Below are 14457 nucleotides of genomic sequence, written 5' to 3' on the forward strand. Positions count from 1 at the left end.
AAGCGTAACCCAACATCCTGATAATCAGTTGGGTTGCGCGGAGCGCAACCCAACCTACCTCTACGTCTAATGCACTATTAAAGCCATGAGGGTCCACTACGCGCATTTCAAAAATCAAATACTAGTCCTATAGCCAACGCAAGTAAACAACCACTATCAGCCCGATTATTTTCAATTCCAAATAAAAAAGCTGGGGAAATGACTACATTCAATTCCCCATCTCTCGTAGATTGTAAAATATTTACAGTTAACTAGAATTATTCTGAAAGCAAGCTAGGAGAAGTTAGTACAAAAACATCCCTACTTCCTTGAGCCTCAGTCTGTGGTTTTATGGGAGTGGTAAAGTGCAAAAAATCATGGTCATTAACCAATAATAGTTCTCCCGGATTTAGAATTTTGCTAAACACAGGCTTTTCTTTTTTGGCAGTATACAAATGTGTTTCTGCACCTTCAATATTATCTCTATCTACTGAGAATATGCCAATAAAATCAGTACCATCTTGATGTATGCCTTCAGGCGCTGGATTACCCAAATTATCTGGCGAACAAATAGTTCTAATTTGATGAACTCCGATTTCAGCTTCAGGATGAAGTTTACAAGAATCACTAAATGCTAAGACAAGATTTCTAAAAATATCAAGTTCTATGAGTGCATCATCTAATTCTGCAAACTCTCTTTTTACATCACCCACTAATGGATTATACTCTTTAGTTTGAAAGAGGTAGCCATGAGGTAATTTGATTAACTGATTTCCAGAAGCTGTGAACCGAGACAATCTTCTCGAACGATAGTTGCCTTTGATATAAGGATCAATAGGCATATTACTAAAAAATGCCTTAAAACCTTCTGGATTGATCGAATTTACCTTTCTTAGAGTAAACAGAAAAGCATATTCTAATTCCGTTGCTGTCCACACTTTTTGCATAGGATTTACCTCCTTGCACGTTGAAATTCTCCCAGATTTTTCTTTATGGGAGGCTTATAACACCTAGTATATGCTACTTTTTATTAAGATGTTGTTAATTTAACTACAGAATTTGACACTTTATGATATATAAAGTTACTCAAATGCTGTCACAGGGCGGAGTAATGCTGATGGGTGTATGAGTAGCTGCTGAAAAGATTTGCTGATGGGGGTTCGGTGAGAAAGAAATCGACGTATATTTACTAGAGCAACAAGGTTCCATAATGATTGATTGGCTTTACCGTTACCCACCTTTATATTCAGGTATTCTGCTAAAACGCTACAAGCGGTTTTTTGCTGACGTTCAACTTACTTCTGGCGAAATAGTCACAGCACACTGTCCCAATACAGGGCCAATGACTGGAGTATCAACTCCCCAAAGTGCTGTACAGCTTTCCAAAAGCGATAATCTGAACCGCAAATTGGCTTACACTTTAGAACTAATTCAGGTACATGACAATCAGCCGACTTGGGTAGGTATAAATACTTTTTTGCCCAATCGGGTGGTAAAACTGGCTTTGGCGAAACATCTTTTCCCAGAATTGGGCGACTATAGCCAAATCAAGGGCGAGGTGGTTTATGGGCTAGATAAAAAAAGTCGAGTGGATTTTTTCTTGACGGGGAGTGATGAGGAACGCCCGATTTATTTAGAAGTGAAAAATACAACTTTTTCTGAGGGGAGATTAGCCTTATTTCCTGACACGGAGACTACAAGAGGACAAAAGCACTTGCGAGAACTAATGGCGCTGTTACCTCTAACTCGTGCAGTGATGCTTTACTTTATCAATCGTAGTGATTGTACTGAGTTCTCGCCTGGCGATCGCACAGATCCTATATATGGTAAATTATTACGGGATGCGATCGCTCTTGGTTTAGAAGTCTTACCTTGCCGTTTTGACATTTCCCCCGAAGGTATCCGTTATTTGGGTTTGGCAAAACTAAAAATTTGATTAAATCTAATTAAACAGACGTGCATTGCAACGTTTCTACACGGATAAAACAATAAATCCATCTAGACAGTATCTAGATGGATTTATTGATAGTTGGTATTTCCTAAAAAATATTCAACCAGACTGTAATCGAGAAACGACTATAGGTAGTCGCCGCCTCACAAATAGCATTCGCTATTCTGAGGTTTGTTTATGCAGGAATCAAAACTGTGTCAATTACGTGGATGACACCGTTATCAGCAGCAACATCTGCTGTTGCAACTTTTGCATCATTGATCTTGACGCCATTAGAAGCATCAATTTTTACATCTGAACCTTCAACTGTTTTAGCTGTCTTCAGTTTAGCTACATCAGCAGCCAGCACTTTACCTGAGACAACATGATAGGTCAAGATTTTCTTGAGCTTGGGAATATCTTTCAGTAATGCATCTACTGTACCTGCTGGAAGCTTTTCAAACGCTGCATCAGTGGGTGCGAAGACGGTGAATGGACCAGGACCTTTCAGTGTATCTACCAGACCAGCCGCTTCGATTGCTGCTACTAGTGTCTTGAAAGAACCATTATTAACCGCAGTGTCAATTATGTTGGACATGTGTTTTACCTAGTTCTGTGTAAGCTGCTACAAACCTAAACTATTTATTTAATAAAATCTATCTATCGTTAGGTGTATGTTAAATCAAATTTTTTATTGATATTATAAAAGTTTATATATATTTTTATACAAATAAAGAATTATATGTACATTCTCTGAGCGGCTGAGTTATTAGTGCTCCTGGATGCGTAGTTTACCGCCGCAGGTATCGCTACTTTTTCTAGAAAGTGGTAGGGGCGGCTTGTCCGCTAGTATCAACACAGCATTTTTTACCAAAAAAGTTAGTTAAAAAGATGGGTAAAGGCATCTTAATTTTACAAAGTTGGTACAAAACTAGGTTTTTCGCTATTTAAGAGTTACCTGAAAATTTTTAATATGACCCTTGTTAAGCAGGCAATGCAGAGTTTATTTAGTGTTTATATTCCTTTGCCCTAGCCTTTTGTCATGATTTTATCACCAAAAATATTGGTAATGCGCGTATTTAACTGATATTATTTCATCACTAAATACATTTCACTCGCTGTTTGTGTAATCCTACTCGGAAATAATAAACGGCTGATCACACTAATGCTTTTAGCAATTGTGATTGGCCGTTTATTTCCAGAATTGATTATACGTAGGACTTACGCAAAAACCCTCTGAAACTCCCATTTATCCATATCCTCTGCCATCTCTGTGGTGGTTTTTCTGTTGCCTGTGCGTAAGTTAGGTATGTCAACAATGAGACTCTTAGGTAATATTTTCCTCGAACTATAACTTTTATGAACAGAAGAAGACTTATTGTTTGGATTGCTACGGCAGTTACCAGCATGATGCTAGTAATAGGCTTGCAGTTTGTCAATTTCTCGCCAGCAAGCTCCGTAACCACACTTAACGTCTATGCGGCTGTCAGCTTAACAAACGCCCTGAATAGCATTAAAACTCAGTACCAAAATGCTAATCCAGGTGTCAACGTTGTTTATACGTTTGGTGCTTCTGGTACCTTACTGAGCCAAATACAAGCAGGAGCTCCAGCAGATATTTTCATTTCTGCTGCTACCGACCAAATAAATGTTTTGCAGAATGCAACCCCAAGTAAATTGGTTGCAGGTAGCCGTAAAAACGTTGTCAAAAACAGTCTAGTTTTGATTGTTCCGACGACACCTGCTGTTAGTCCTGCTCTTACTAGCTTCAATGGTTTGACCAATGCCAATATTACTGGTATTGCTATAGGTGACTACACGGGTACTCCTCCAGTTGTGCCAGCAGGAAATTATGCCAAACAAGTTCTCACTAGCCGAGGTATTTTCACTACTCTCAGACCTAAATTATACCTTGCTAGTAATGTGCGTAACGTTTTGACTGCTGTTGAAAATAAAACTCTTGTAGTTAATGGTGTAAGTAAAACTATCAGTGCAGGCGCGGTTTACAAAACCGATGCTGCCATTTCTAACAAGGTAAGAGTCGTAGACACTGCCCTGACCACAGAGAGTAATCCGATTGTCTATCCACTAGGTATACTCACGAGAACTAAAGTTTTATCCACGGCACAAAGTTTTTCTAACTACTTAAGTGGTAGTACTGCCAAGAATATCTTCAAAAATAATTATGGCTTTATCCTGCCTTAATCGCTGCAAAGTAAATCAACTAAGTACTCGTTGTTGTGAATTTTGAACTATTTGGAGTAATGTCTTGTGAAGTTCACTAAAAAACTTTCAATTATTGTTTGTAGTTTGACCACTGCCTTCTTGCATACTGCTGTGATTAGCAATACTTATAAGTCAGCAGCACAAGCAGAAGGACAAAATTTGATTCTCAACGGGGGATTTGAAAACGACCCTCTCGCAGATCCGAATAATCCCAAGATTGCAAATTCTCATGTTACAGGATGGGTTAAATCTGGTGATCCGATAGATATATCAGGTATTACAATTAGCAACTTTCCTAAAACTGGGAACCAAGGTTTATCGCTTGGTGCATTTTCAGGTATTAGCTATATATCACAGACTATCCATACAGTTCCTGGTCAAGACTACCAACTTACTTACTATTTAGCATCTACAGAGGAAGCACCTGAGCTTAAGAATGAATTTAAGGTTTTTATCGGTGGAAAGACGGTTTCTGTTAAAAACAATATTCCTTTTCAACCCTACACACAATACACATTAGATTTTAAAGCGAAAGGAAGATCCACAGAGATCAAGTTTGGTTCCATCGCAAAGTATGCGTTTTTATATTTGGATGATGTGAGTGTCAAAGCTACACCTGAACATTAAGGAGAAAACTATAGTAATCCGCTTTGATTATTGAACTGACTTGCGTAGGCTGGGAGTAGGGAATAGGGAGTGGGGAGTAGGGAATAAGCCTTTTCGATTAGTACTTAATTTGTTCAAAAATCAAACAGGAGTCCTATATGGGGATAAATAAACCACAGATGACAAGCTAACCCTGATTCTCTTAGAGGATGTTTGAAAAGTCTTGGGCGAATAGAATTTCCTACTACACAAACTAAGTTCACCTCCGTGGACTAAGAGAAAATCAAGGTTTTAAACAAACAGAATTCAGGAGTCAATCGCCCACTCATTGATTCTGAATTCTGAATTCTTCTTTGGTTAATTGTCGTAATTTGGAATTATTTGGAGTCAAGTTTGATGAAGTTAACTAAAAAACTCTCAATTATTCTTTTTAGTTTTACTACTACCTTAGCTAGCACTGCTTTGATTACTGGTACTTATATTCCAGTAGCACAAGCAGAATATGATCCCAACTATGTTCTAGATCCTAGAAACCTTGTTTTTAATGGAGGATTTGAACTCGACTCTCTCATAGATCCAAATAATCCCAATACTACAAATCCTAACGTTACAGGATGGACTAAGTTTGGTGATCCAATGGATAGATCAGGAACTAGAATTAGCAATTTTCCTGAAAGTGGTAATCAAGGCTTATCACTTGGTGGATTTATAGACCTCAGCTACATATCACAGACGCTTTCTACACAACCGGGTCAGAAATACGAACTAAGTTACTATTTAGCATCTACAGACGAGCCACCTAACCTTGATAATCAATTTCAGACATTTATAGGTGGAAAAAATCTTTTTGATCAAAAGAATATTTCTTTTCAAGCATACACGCCATATAAGTTCAATTTCACGGCAGATGCATCATCCACAGAGTTAAAGTTTGGGTCTGTGGATAGATATGCATTCTTATATTTGGATAATGTAAGTGTAAAACCTGTGCCTGAGGCATCAACTATTGGAGGAATAGCAGTTACAGGCTTATTGGGAATATGGCTGAAGAAAAAGAAGGTAATTAGTTAGAAAGCTCGGTAAAAACAGGGAAGCATCTCAATACTGCGTAGGTTTTGAGTCGATCCCCCCAACCCCCCGATAAATTGGGGGGCTAAAAATGCCTTATTTTTCCCCCTTTTTAAGGGGGACTAAGGGGGATCTCAAATGACTATGCAGCAAAACCTACGCAGTATTGGGAAGCATCTCACTTTCCTAAAAAGCCTTGTTAAACCTCACCCCAACCCTCTCCGTGGGTTCGGAGAGGGAGCAAGAATCTTGTTTCTCATCTGGTATATTTGTTCAAATTTGATAATCCAATGCAACTAAAACTCTGCCACAATGCTGATTTGCCGGTACAGCTTCCAACATCTTTTTCGGTTGGGGTAAGTTGAGGTTTTTCATTAGTTCGATGAACTGGTTGCGGCTGCGTCCAGCAAATCGGGGATTCCAGCGCTTTTCTTCGCCAATGGTGGATACTGTCTGTCCTTGGTAGTCGTGACCGGGATATACCAAGGTGTCATCTGGTAATGTGAATAGCTTCTGAGTGACGGCATCATACAGTGATTCAGCATCGCCACTTTGGAAGTCGGTACGACCGCAACCCCGGATAAACAGGGCATCTCCAGTTAATAGATGAGTGTCGTTGACTAAGTATGCCATGTGGCTGTCAGTGTGACCAGGGGTAGCGATCGCCTGAATCTGCACGTTCCCTAATTCCAATATATTTCCATCGGCAATGTAGTGGTCTGCACAGTTAGCCGCCGCATTCTCAGGCAAAATCCCCAAACAACCCGTCAGTGTCCTCAGTCTGTCTGTTCCAGTAATATGGTCAGCATGGATATGAGTTTCTACACAGTAGCTTAGGGTCAGCCCCAATTGTCGCAATATCTGAAGATCGCGTTCGACTTGCTCCAATACAGGATCAACTAGAATAGCTGTTTTACTATTTGCGTCGGCAATTAGGTAAGTATAAGTACTAGATTCTTTATCGAATAGTTGACGAAATAACATCGCAGGTTTCCTCAACATGAAAGTAGTAGCATCGGGTTTTGGATTGAGAGATTTCAGTAACTCCTGTGCCAAATTTCCTGCCTGAACCCGAATTTCGGGAACAGCAGTAGTTTCCCAAAGATTGCCCTTGCGCGGTGTCCCCAAGGTGTACAGCATTTGAGATGCATTTCCATCTGCATCAATTAGCGCACCATTTGCAGCAGTGTCGATTCCCATTGATAATGTGTTGGGACGGATCAGCCGTTGTTCTTGAAGGCTAGCGACTAATGGGTGCTGCAATCTGCGGTAATCACAATTTGCGCCAGTGCAGTTGATAATCCGCTTGACCTGCAAAACGATATCTTTGTGCGTTCCCCGTTCGCAGATGCTCACATTCACTCCATTCTCAAACTCCTGACAACTTTGAATCCGACCTGCGTAATGGATTAGTTGACCAGATTCCATTGCAGCATCCAATACTTCGGCAATTCCTTCAGCAATCCGATGACGGTGAACTTCCCAGTAAGCTTTGACATGGCGGAGAAATCGCTTTTGTTCGGGTAATGGCAGTGCTTGCCAAAGTTGTGGAATAATTGGGCGGATGGCATCGATTACTGCTCGCCAATCTTGAGCCACGCGCAGTTCTTGACGTACCAGATGCAGCAGTCCTCGCGCCGTTTTTGGCGCAGTTTCTACGTCAATAAATGCCGGATAAGGGTTCGTTGATTTGTGGCTACAGGGCATTAATCCGTGGCGCGAGACGGTATGGATTTGTCCCTGAAACCCTTGCTGATGTAGGGCAACAACCGCATCTGCCATTGTTAACCCAGTACCAACTAGCAGAATAGCATCCTCTGGATTTAGGTTAGCGATCGCATCCGCAGACCAAGCATCTTTGACATAGTGCTTATCTAAAACGGCGAGGGGTGCAGGCAGAATTGCCGGGAAATTGCCCAACGCTAACACCGCCTTTTCTACATACAAACATTGACCACTGCTCAGGTACACTATTGTGTTGTGGGGTTTTGTTTCGATGGCGATCGCTTCATCCACAATCTTCTCTAGCTGCACATTCGCGGGTGCATTTACCTCTGCTGCTTTTAAAGTCGCCTGCACATAGTCCCCATAAACCCGACGCGGAACAAAGGTAGATGAAGTTACCTGTTCATGCCCATTTTTATGCAGCCAGTTCAGGAAGTGATTTGGTTGATCGGCAAACGCGCTCATCTTACCTGCTGGCACATTCAGCAAGTGACAGTCCACTGGTGTACCATAAGCAACTCCTCTACCCACTTCCGAATTACGTTCAATCAACTTGATGGACAATGGCATGGTTGCATTGCGTAAAAGATTCGCTGCAACCAGAGAACCGCTAAAGCCACCACCAATGATGGCGATCGCAACTGGAGAGACGGTTAGGTTAAAAATGCTGTTGTTCATAGGACGTGTGAGTTGCTGCTTTCTACTCATCAATTTACGGCCAACAAACTGAAATTTACGCTTATGGAAGTTATTAGGCAGATGAATTAGCTCAAAAAACCACATAGGCACATGAAATAAGTGGGAATTGCCCTTGAGTGTCCAATCTCCAAATCGAGGAGTGGCGATCGTCAGATTACACAAACTAAAATCTAGATGAGACAAGGTTTTGGAACTATTTATCTAAATTTTATGTGTCTATTGCATCCAAATCCGATGCAAATACCGTGGTTTTTAGTTAATATCAAAAAACCCCTTCAAAAGCGATAATTTTACCTTTACAATTGTCAACATTTTCTGACACTACTAGCATTCAACTTTCAGATCATGTTTGGCTTAATGTCTTAAAAGCAATATAGAGGTATTGACAAATACAGTAGCTCTAAATCGATTGTGAGAAAATAATCAGGTTGTGAATGTCACTAAGTATTGGGTGCAAAAAGTGGAGGCATTTGCTAACTGAATTGAACCAAGCCTATCCAAAACTTCGTGAAATCAAAAGCGCATTTACACACAAACTTCTAAGGTAATTAAAATGACTTACGATTCAGAAGATGTGGAAAAAATCCTTGAAATAGCACTCACTCGTAAACAGGAAGGTGAATTTTCACGAGAACAGCTTGTAGAAATGGCATCTGAGTTAGGTATTTCTTCTAATATTTTGGAAACAACTGAGCAAAAGTGGTTAGCTCAACAAAAAGAGGAAGGTTCGCAACGCACATTTAATACTTTCCGACGTAGAGCTTTTTGGGCACACTTTGTTTCCTTCCTAGCGGTGAATTTATTCCTGATTCTCTTGAATTTAATTACTAGTCCTAGTTATTTTTGGGCTATCTTCCCAATATTAGGCTGGGGGTTAGGATTATTTTTTCATTGGTGGAGTGTTTATCGAACAGAATTCAGGAGTCAGGAGTCAGAATTCAGAATGAATTCTGAACGAAAAAGCGGATGAATAATCGGAGTTTTTGCACCCCCACAAAACTAGAATTTTTGGTGGTGCAACAATTCCTGCGCCGGTCTCAATCCCCGACTGAAAGATTGGTGAATTCTGGATTCTGGATTCTGCATTCTTCTTCAACAGAGTAAAACATGAAGATTACGAGATAACCTTTCAGAAATGGCGTGCAGGAATTTAATTTCGGGAGCATTTCAGTGAAAGCAAATATACCAGATAAGAAACAAGATTCTTGCTCCCTCTCCTTAGTAAGGAGAGGGTTGGGGTGAGGTTTTACAAGGCTTTTTACACTCATTGAGATGCTCCCTTTAACTTCTCCCGACTTTAGCTATGCGTCCCTACGACTTGGGAGTAATCTTTCACCTACAAATGGGGAAATTTCCGTACTTGATACTCTGCTGACTCCACTATTGGATCTGATTCTCCCAGTATTGGGATGAATTTGTCTTCAATAGTCTGCAAATGTGCTTGGGGTATGGCTTTTCACGGCTCCAGCGTTGCCTAACGAATGATCGGGATAAATTCTTTGTGGTCATTGGGGCTGATCCCAACCTCTTTACCGAGAAATCTAGGATATTCAGCCAGCACTGTTGTCCAAATTTGTGCATCCTTCTGGATAAAATCCTCCCGTAAATTCGGGGCAACTTTAAACTTGACGAATTTTATAACCACGCCCTTTGAACCCTGTGCTTGCTAATTTGCCAAAATAGAGCTGTAGGCTAGAATAACTACGCTTTCAGCATAGCTGGATTTCCTACACTCAGGAGCAAGGGTCGGCTGATTAATAAATAAGAGGAAGGGATTATGGACAGCAACAACTGGTTGCAACAGCTAATGATGGTGGGTCTTGGCACAACGTCTTTAGTAGCAGAAAAACTGCGGCAAGTCGGCGATGATTTAGTTAAAGACGGTAAGCTCAATCCTGAGCAAGCCAAGGCGGTAATAGATGATATTGCCCAGCAATTAAAGTCGGAACAGGGGAACTTCGATGTCCAAATGCAAAGGCAAATGCGAAATATGATGCAAGATTTGGGAGTAGCTCGTCAGTCGGAAGTGGACGAACTCAGGGGCAGAATTGACCGTTTAGAGCGTCAACTGCGCGATTTAGAAAATAAGCTTTGGCGTTAGAATGCCCTTTCTGATTTAAACTAATTGTGTCCTGTTGGTAATCTTTTTGCCTGGATACTTAAGTAAGGAGAACTGATTTTGAAACCAATTTTTCTCAGTGTGGCGTTCATGCTGGTGTGCGTTGTGCTTTTGGTTGTGGGGCAAGTAGGCAGTAAACAGAACACTGCCATTGCTGCCCAGTTAACCGAAACACCGCCAGCGTCCACAACTGTAACTGAAAACAATATCTTAATTGCGAGTAATACTATGTCTGATGCTAATGTTGCAAGTACCCCCTCGTCTGATGATAATGTTGTAACTACCCCCTCTGGATTAAAGTATGTCGAGTTAAAAGAGGGGACGGGGGCGACTCCTAAATCTGGACAAACGGTTGAAGTTCACTATGTTGGCACTCTCGAAGATGGAACTAAGTTTGATAGTTCACGCGATCGCGGCCAACCCTTCAGCTTTAAAATTGGCGTTGGACAGGTAATCAAAGGTTGGGACGAAGGACTTAGCACCATGAAAGTAGGCGGTCGTCGTCAGTTAATCATCCCCCCAGAGTTAGGTTATGGCTCTCGTGGTGCTGGTGGGGTGATTCCGCCCAACGCCACTCTGCATTTTGATGTGGAATTGCTGGGAGTTAAATAGAGACTGGGGCATAGGGACAAGGGACAAGGGAGAATTATTAAAAGAAGTTTCTATTCTCTCTGTTCCCAATCTGAATTCTCACCTATTTTCTAACCTTTATCAGGAATATCAGTCCCTGGCTTACCTCACCCTCAATCCCTCTCCGATATATTGGAGAGGGAAGCTAGAGACAGGATGAAGTTTTGCATTTTATTTAATCCACGTTCCTAACTCAAACGATCGCAGTCAGATTTGGGGGATTTTAGCCACAAAAGCCGAGAAACTTTAGCGTTGAAGTAAACTTTGTTTTGGCGGGGTTCCGTTCCAAGAGAAAGTAGGTTCGCTTTCGCAATAGCTCCATCTGGCCTCCCAAGGCATGGGAAAATTAGGAACTTTAAAGCGGATCGAAAATCGTCCCCAGGTGTTGCTCAACTTACCAGAACCATCTTCTCGTGACGTATCACATTTGACATTCGATTTACCAACCCAATAGCCGTGATAAATTCCCCGATTGCTTGTTATTCCAGCCAGCCCTTCAATGAAGATAGTTCCAGATGGATAAGTCCAGATCGCAGTTTTGCCGCGATCGCTTTCATAGACCACTCTGCCGTAGTCACTATTCCACACTTCATCTGCGATCGCAATACTCGGCGCAGCAGCCCAAACAAATACTGCACTGACAATTACTAGTTGCTGAAGCTTCATTGCACTCCTGGTTTATAGTGAGCAGATAACACCACACACAGATGATATCGCTTGCGGTCATAAAACTAACAATTATCATGCGATCGCCATCAGCGAGGAGTGCGTTTTTTGAGAGTGGATGAAAGCCAAGTACAACAACCTACACTTGAAACCAAGCAGTCAATGCTACCGCCAAAGCATCCGCAGCATCATCTGGCTTGGGAATTTCATCTAAATCTAACTCCCGCGCCACCGCCTCTTGCACTTCTGACTTATCAGCATTGCCATAGCCTGTTAAAGCTTGCTTAATTTGAGCAGGAGTAAACTCTACGTAGGGAAGACGACGCTGACCCAACACCAAAATGAGTACACCCCGCGCCTGTGCAACCACGATTGTATTTGACATCCGATAGAAGAATAGCTTCTCGATCGCCACCAAATCCGGTTGGAACTCCTCCATCAGGGTGTGTAAATCATCAAACAAGGTACATAGGCGCTGTCCCATTTCTACACCTGCTGACGTTCTGATTACCCCAAAATCCAGCATATTTACTGTAGTTTCTTGCACCTTGTGAGAAACTTGTGTGCAGTTAATTGCCCCAAATCCTAAAATTGCCAGTCCTGGATCTAATCCTAAAATTCGTTTTTCCATTAAATTCACTTTTACCAAGCCAGGCTATTGTTTAACTAGGAATATTGGCAATCTTCACGACTTGCTCTTAGTCTAATAGGATTGACAAATATAATAGTTCCACGCCTGGTGTTTTAAACCAAGTGGTATACATTTTCTGTTAATTATTATTTGTAGCACTGCTCCAAATCAGGTATGTCAATTGGTTTTCTCAGACAAGCCCTCAACGCCCTGCAAAAGCAGTCGCGTTCTCGTACTTCCTATCGGGTTAACCAGTGGTTCAAATGGTTATCCCCTGGACTATCGGTAAAACGTTGGTTGTTGATCAGTGTTGGGGGTGTACTACTGGCGAGTTTGGGATTAGCTATCTGGATTAAGCTGACCCCAATTTTTTGGATGATCGAGTTAGTTAGGGGTTTCCTGGGAGTAATCACCAACCTCTTACCCAACTATATCAGTGGACCTTTGGTGCTGCTTGGCGGCTTGCTGTTGGTGCTTTGGGGACAAACTCGGACTGTCGGCTCAATTACTAAGGTACTAAGAGCAGAAGGCGGAGAGGAACTCATTGATGTTTTGCTGGCCCATCGTCGATTGTACCGAGGCCCGAAAATAGTAGTAATTGGCGGTGGTACGGGACTTTCTACGTTGTTGAGGGGACTGAAAACCTACAGTGCTAATATTACTGCGATCGTCACTGTCGCCGATGATGGTGGATCTTCTGGGCGGTTACGTGAAGAGTTTGGTGTGCTACCACCAGGGGATATTCGCAATTGTTTGGCTGCACTAGCAGATGAAGAAAAGCTATTAACAGAATTGTTTCAATACCGTTTTCGGGCTGGAGATGGGTTAACGGGTCACAGTTTTGGTAATTTGTTTTTAACGGCAATGAGTGATATTACTGGAGATTTAGAACAAGCAGTTGCAGCCAGTTCCAAAGTGCTAGCGGTACGGGGACAAGTACTACCAGCAACTCTCAGTGATGTTCGCCTCTGGGCAGAATTAGCCGATGGTCGCCGCATTAATGGGGAGTCTAGTATTCCCAAAGCTGGCGGTAAAATTGTTAAAATTGGCTGCATTCCAGCTAATCCTCCGGCGGTGCCAGCAGCGATTAAGGCACTTAAAGAAGCTGATTACATCATTATTGGCCCAGGTAGCCTTTATACTAGCCTGATTCCTAATTTATTAGTACCAGAAATTGCCGATGCGATCGCTCAAACAGATGCCCCCCGGATTTATATCTGCAATATAATGACTCAACCAGGAGAAACTGAAGACTACACTGTTGCCGATCACATCAGAGCAATTGATGCTGCTTGTGGGCAAAGACGGCTATTTGATGCTGTGCTAATACACAACAAATCCCCCTCGGAGCAATCACTCATCCGCTACGCCCAACAAAACTCCCATCCCGTTTTCCTGGATAGAGAAGCCGTAACTCAGCTAGGGCGAAAAATTGTTCCAGCTAATGTTTTGTATGAAGATGAAACGGGTTTTGTACGTCACAATCCGCAGAAACTAGCGCGAGTTTTGTTGCGCTGGTACGGTAGAGCTCATCACGGAAAATGAAAATTAGTCATTAGTCCTTTGTTTAGACTAATGACTAATGACCAATGACTAATGACCAATGACCAATGACCAATGACCAATGACAAATGACAAATGACAAATGACCAATGACAAATGACCAATGACAAATGACAAATGACCAATGACTAATTATGAAAATTTTTCTTGCAGATACAGAGGCGACGCTACGCTTAGGTATTACTCTTGGTGAATCCCTGACCCCTGGTAGTGTAATTTTACTAGAAGGTGATTTAGGTGCTGGTAAAACTACCCTAGTTCAAGGTATTGGCAAGGGGCTGGGAATTGCTGAACCCATTGTCAGTCCCACTTTCACCCTGATTAATGAGTACACCGAAGGACACCTCCCCCTTTACCACCTGGATTTATATCGCTTAGAACCACAAGAAGTTGCAGCCCTAAATTTAGAAAGTTACTGGGAAGGTGTTGAAGTCATACCAGGAATTGTGGCAGTTGAATGGGCGGAACGATTGCCCTATAAGCCAGATAGTTATTTAAGTGTGAGTTTGACTTATGGGCATGGGGGCACTCGTCAAGTCGAACTTATAGCATTCAATTGTGCCATTAGCGAACTTATTGCCGCGATTTAAGCTCATCTTCTGACTTAAGTACGAG

15 protein-coding genes and 1 pseudogene are annotated in these 14457 nt (G+C 41.8%); 9 read left to right on the top strand and 7 right to left on the bottom strand.

Translation table 11 applies throughout. The features are described 5' to 3' along the window. Positions 1–257: 257 nt before the first annotated feature. Positions 258–926, bottom strand: coding sequence for a 2OG-Fe dioxygenase family protein (locus V7K27_RS03680; RefSeq protein WP_334944420.1), 669 nt, complete (start codon positions 924–926; stop codon positions 258–260). Between the two features lie 263 nt (positions 927–1189). Between V7K27_RS03680 and sfsA the strand changes: the two genes are divergently transcribed. After that, a complete protein-coding gene (gene sfsA / locus V7K27_RS03685) occupies positions 1190–1915 on the top strand; it encodes a DNA/RNA nuclease SfsA (protein WP_334944422.1) in 726 nt (241 codons plus the stop codon). Positions 1916–2105: 190 nt separating this feature from the next. Here sfsA and V7K27_RS03690 read toward each other — a convergent pair whose 3' ends face one another. Then, positions 2106–2507 carry a fasciclin domain-containing protein gene (locus V7K27_RS03690; RefSeq protein WP_334944424.1) on the bottom strand — a complete coding sequence of 134 codons (402 nt, stop codon included), beginning with the start codon at positions 2505–2507 and terminating at the stop codon, positions 2106–2108. 761 nt (positions 2508–3268) lie between these two features. On the opposite strand from V7K27_RS03690, the gene modA reads away from it, so the two are divergent. From modA to V7K27_RS03705, 3 genes are all read left to right on the top strand, one after another. Beyond that, positions 3269–4114 carry a molybdate ABC transporter substrate-binding protein gene (gene modA / locus V7K27_RS03695; protein ID WP_334944426.1) on the top strand — a complete coding sequence of 282 codons (846 nt, stop codon included), beginning with the start codon at positions 3269–3271 and terminating at the stop codon, positions 4112–4114. 66 nt (positions 4115–4180) lie between these two features. Continuing rightward, a complete protein-coding gene (locus V7K27_RS03700) occupies positions 4181–4762 on the top strand; it encodes a DUF642 domain-containing protein (protein WP_334944427.1) in 582 nt (193 codons plus the stop codon). 375 nt (positions 4763–5137) lie between these two features. Then, complete coding sequence (locus tag V7K27_RS03705) at positions 5138–5812, top strand: hypothetical protein (protein WP_334944429.1); 675 nt, start codon at positions 5138–5140, stop codon at positions 5810–5812. 270 nt (positions 5813–6082) lie between these two features. Here the strand turns inward: V7K27_RS03705 and V7K27_RS36375 are convergent, their stop codons facing one another. Next, positions 6083–7009, bottom strand: coding sequence for an MBL fold metallo-hydrolase (locus tag V7K27_RS36375; protein WP_442947588.1), 927 nt, complete (start codon positions 7007–7009; stop codon positions 6083–6085). A 723-nt stretch (positions 7010–7732) separates the two neighbouring features. Then, positions 7733–8317, bottom strand: a pseudogene (locus tag V7K27_RS36380) (FAD/NAD(P)-binding protein); the annotation flags it as partial. Positions 8318–8786: 469 nt separating this feature from the next. Between V7K27_RS36380 and V7K27_RS03715 the strand changes: the two are divergent. Next, the gene (locus V7K27_RS03715; protein ID WP_334944433.1) at positions 8787–9203 is read left to right on the top strand and encodes a 2TM domain-containing protein; all 417 of its coding nucleotides are present in this window, start codon (positions 8787–8789) and stop codon (positions 9201–9203) included. A gap of 504 nt (positions 9204–9707) precedes the next feature. Here V7K27_RS03715 and V7K27_RS03720 read toward each other — a convergent pair. Beyond that, complete coding sequence (locus V7K27_RS03720) at positions 9708–9878, bottom strand: TIGR03792 family protein (RefSeq protein ID WP_334944435.1); 171 nt, start codon at positions 9876–9878, stop codon at positions 9708–9710. 132 nt (positions 9879–10010) lie between these two features. Here V7K27_RS03720 and V7K27_RS03725 point away from each other — a divergent pair, with 132 nt between their 5' ends. Continuing rightward, on the top strand, positions 10011–10334 hold the full coding sequence (locus V7K27_RS03725) for a phasin family protein (RefSeq protein WP_334944437.1): 324 nt from the start codon (positions 10011–10013) through the stop codon (positions 10332–10334). A gap of 78 nt (positions 10335–10412) precedes the next feature. Then, entirely contained in the window at positions 10413–10964 is a 552-nt protein-coding gene (locus V7K27_RS03730) for an FKBP-type peptidyl-prolyl cis-trans isomerase (protein WP_334944439.1), read from the top strand. Positions 10965–11228: 264 nt separating this feature from the next. On the opposite strand, the gene V7K27_RS03735 is transcribed toward V7K27_RS03730, so the two are convergent. Both V7K27_RS03735 and ruvC read right to left on the bottom strand, forming a co-directional pair. Next, positions 11229–11648, bottom strand: a complete 420-nt coding sequence (locus V7K27_RS03735; RefSeq protein ID WP_334944441.1) for a hypothetical protein — start codon at positions 11646–11648, stop codon at positions 11229–11231. A 139-nt stretch (positions 11649–11787) separates the two neighbouring features. Next, a complete protein-coding gene (ruvC, locus tag V7K27_RS03740; RefSeq protein ID WP_334944443.1) occupies positions 11788–12279 on the bottom strand; it encodes a crossover junction endodeoxyribonuclease RuvC in 492 nt (163 codons plus the stop codon). Positions 12280–12453: 174 nt separating this feature from the next. Here ruvC and V7K27_RS03745 point away from each other — a divergent pair, with 174 nt between their 5' ends. Together V7K27_RS03745 and tsaE are read left to right on the top strand one after the other, a co-directional pair. Further along, complete coding sequence (locus tag V7K27_RS03745; protein WP_334944445.1) at positions 12454–13824, top strand: gluconeogenesis factor YvcK family protein; 1371 nt, start codon at positions 12454–12456, stop codon at positions 13822–13824. A 152-nt stretch (positions 13825–13976) separates the two neighbouring features. Beyond that, on the top strand, positions 13977–14432 hold the full coding sequence (gene tsaE / locus V7K27_RS03750) for a tRNA (adenosine(37)-N6)-threonylcarbamoyltransferase complex ATPase subunit type 1 TsaE (protein WP_334944447.1): 456 nt from the start codon (positions 13977–13979) through the stop codon (positions 14430–14432). The last annotated feature ends 25 nt before the right edge of the window (positions 14433–14457 follow it).

Origin of the sequence: Nostoc sp. (genome assembly GCF_036919575.1) — a bacterium.
Taxonomy (GTDB): Bacteria; Cyanobacteriota; Cyanobacteriia; order Cyanobacteriales; family Nostocaceae; genus Nostoc.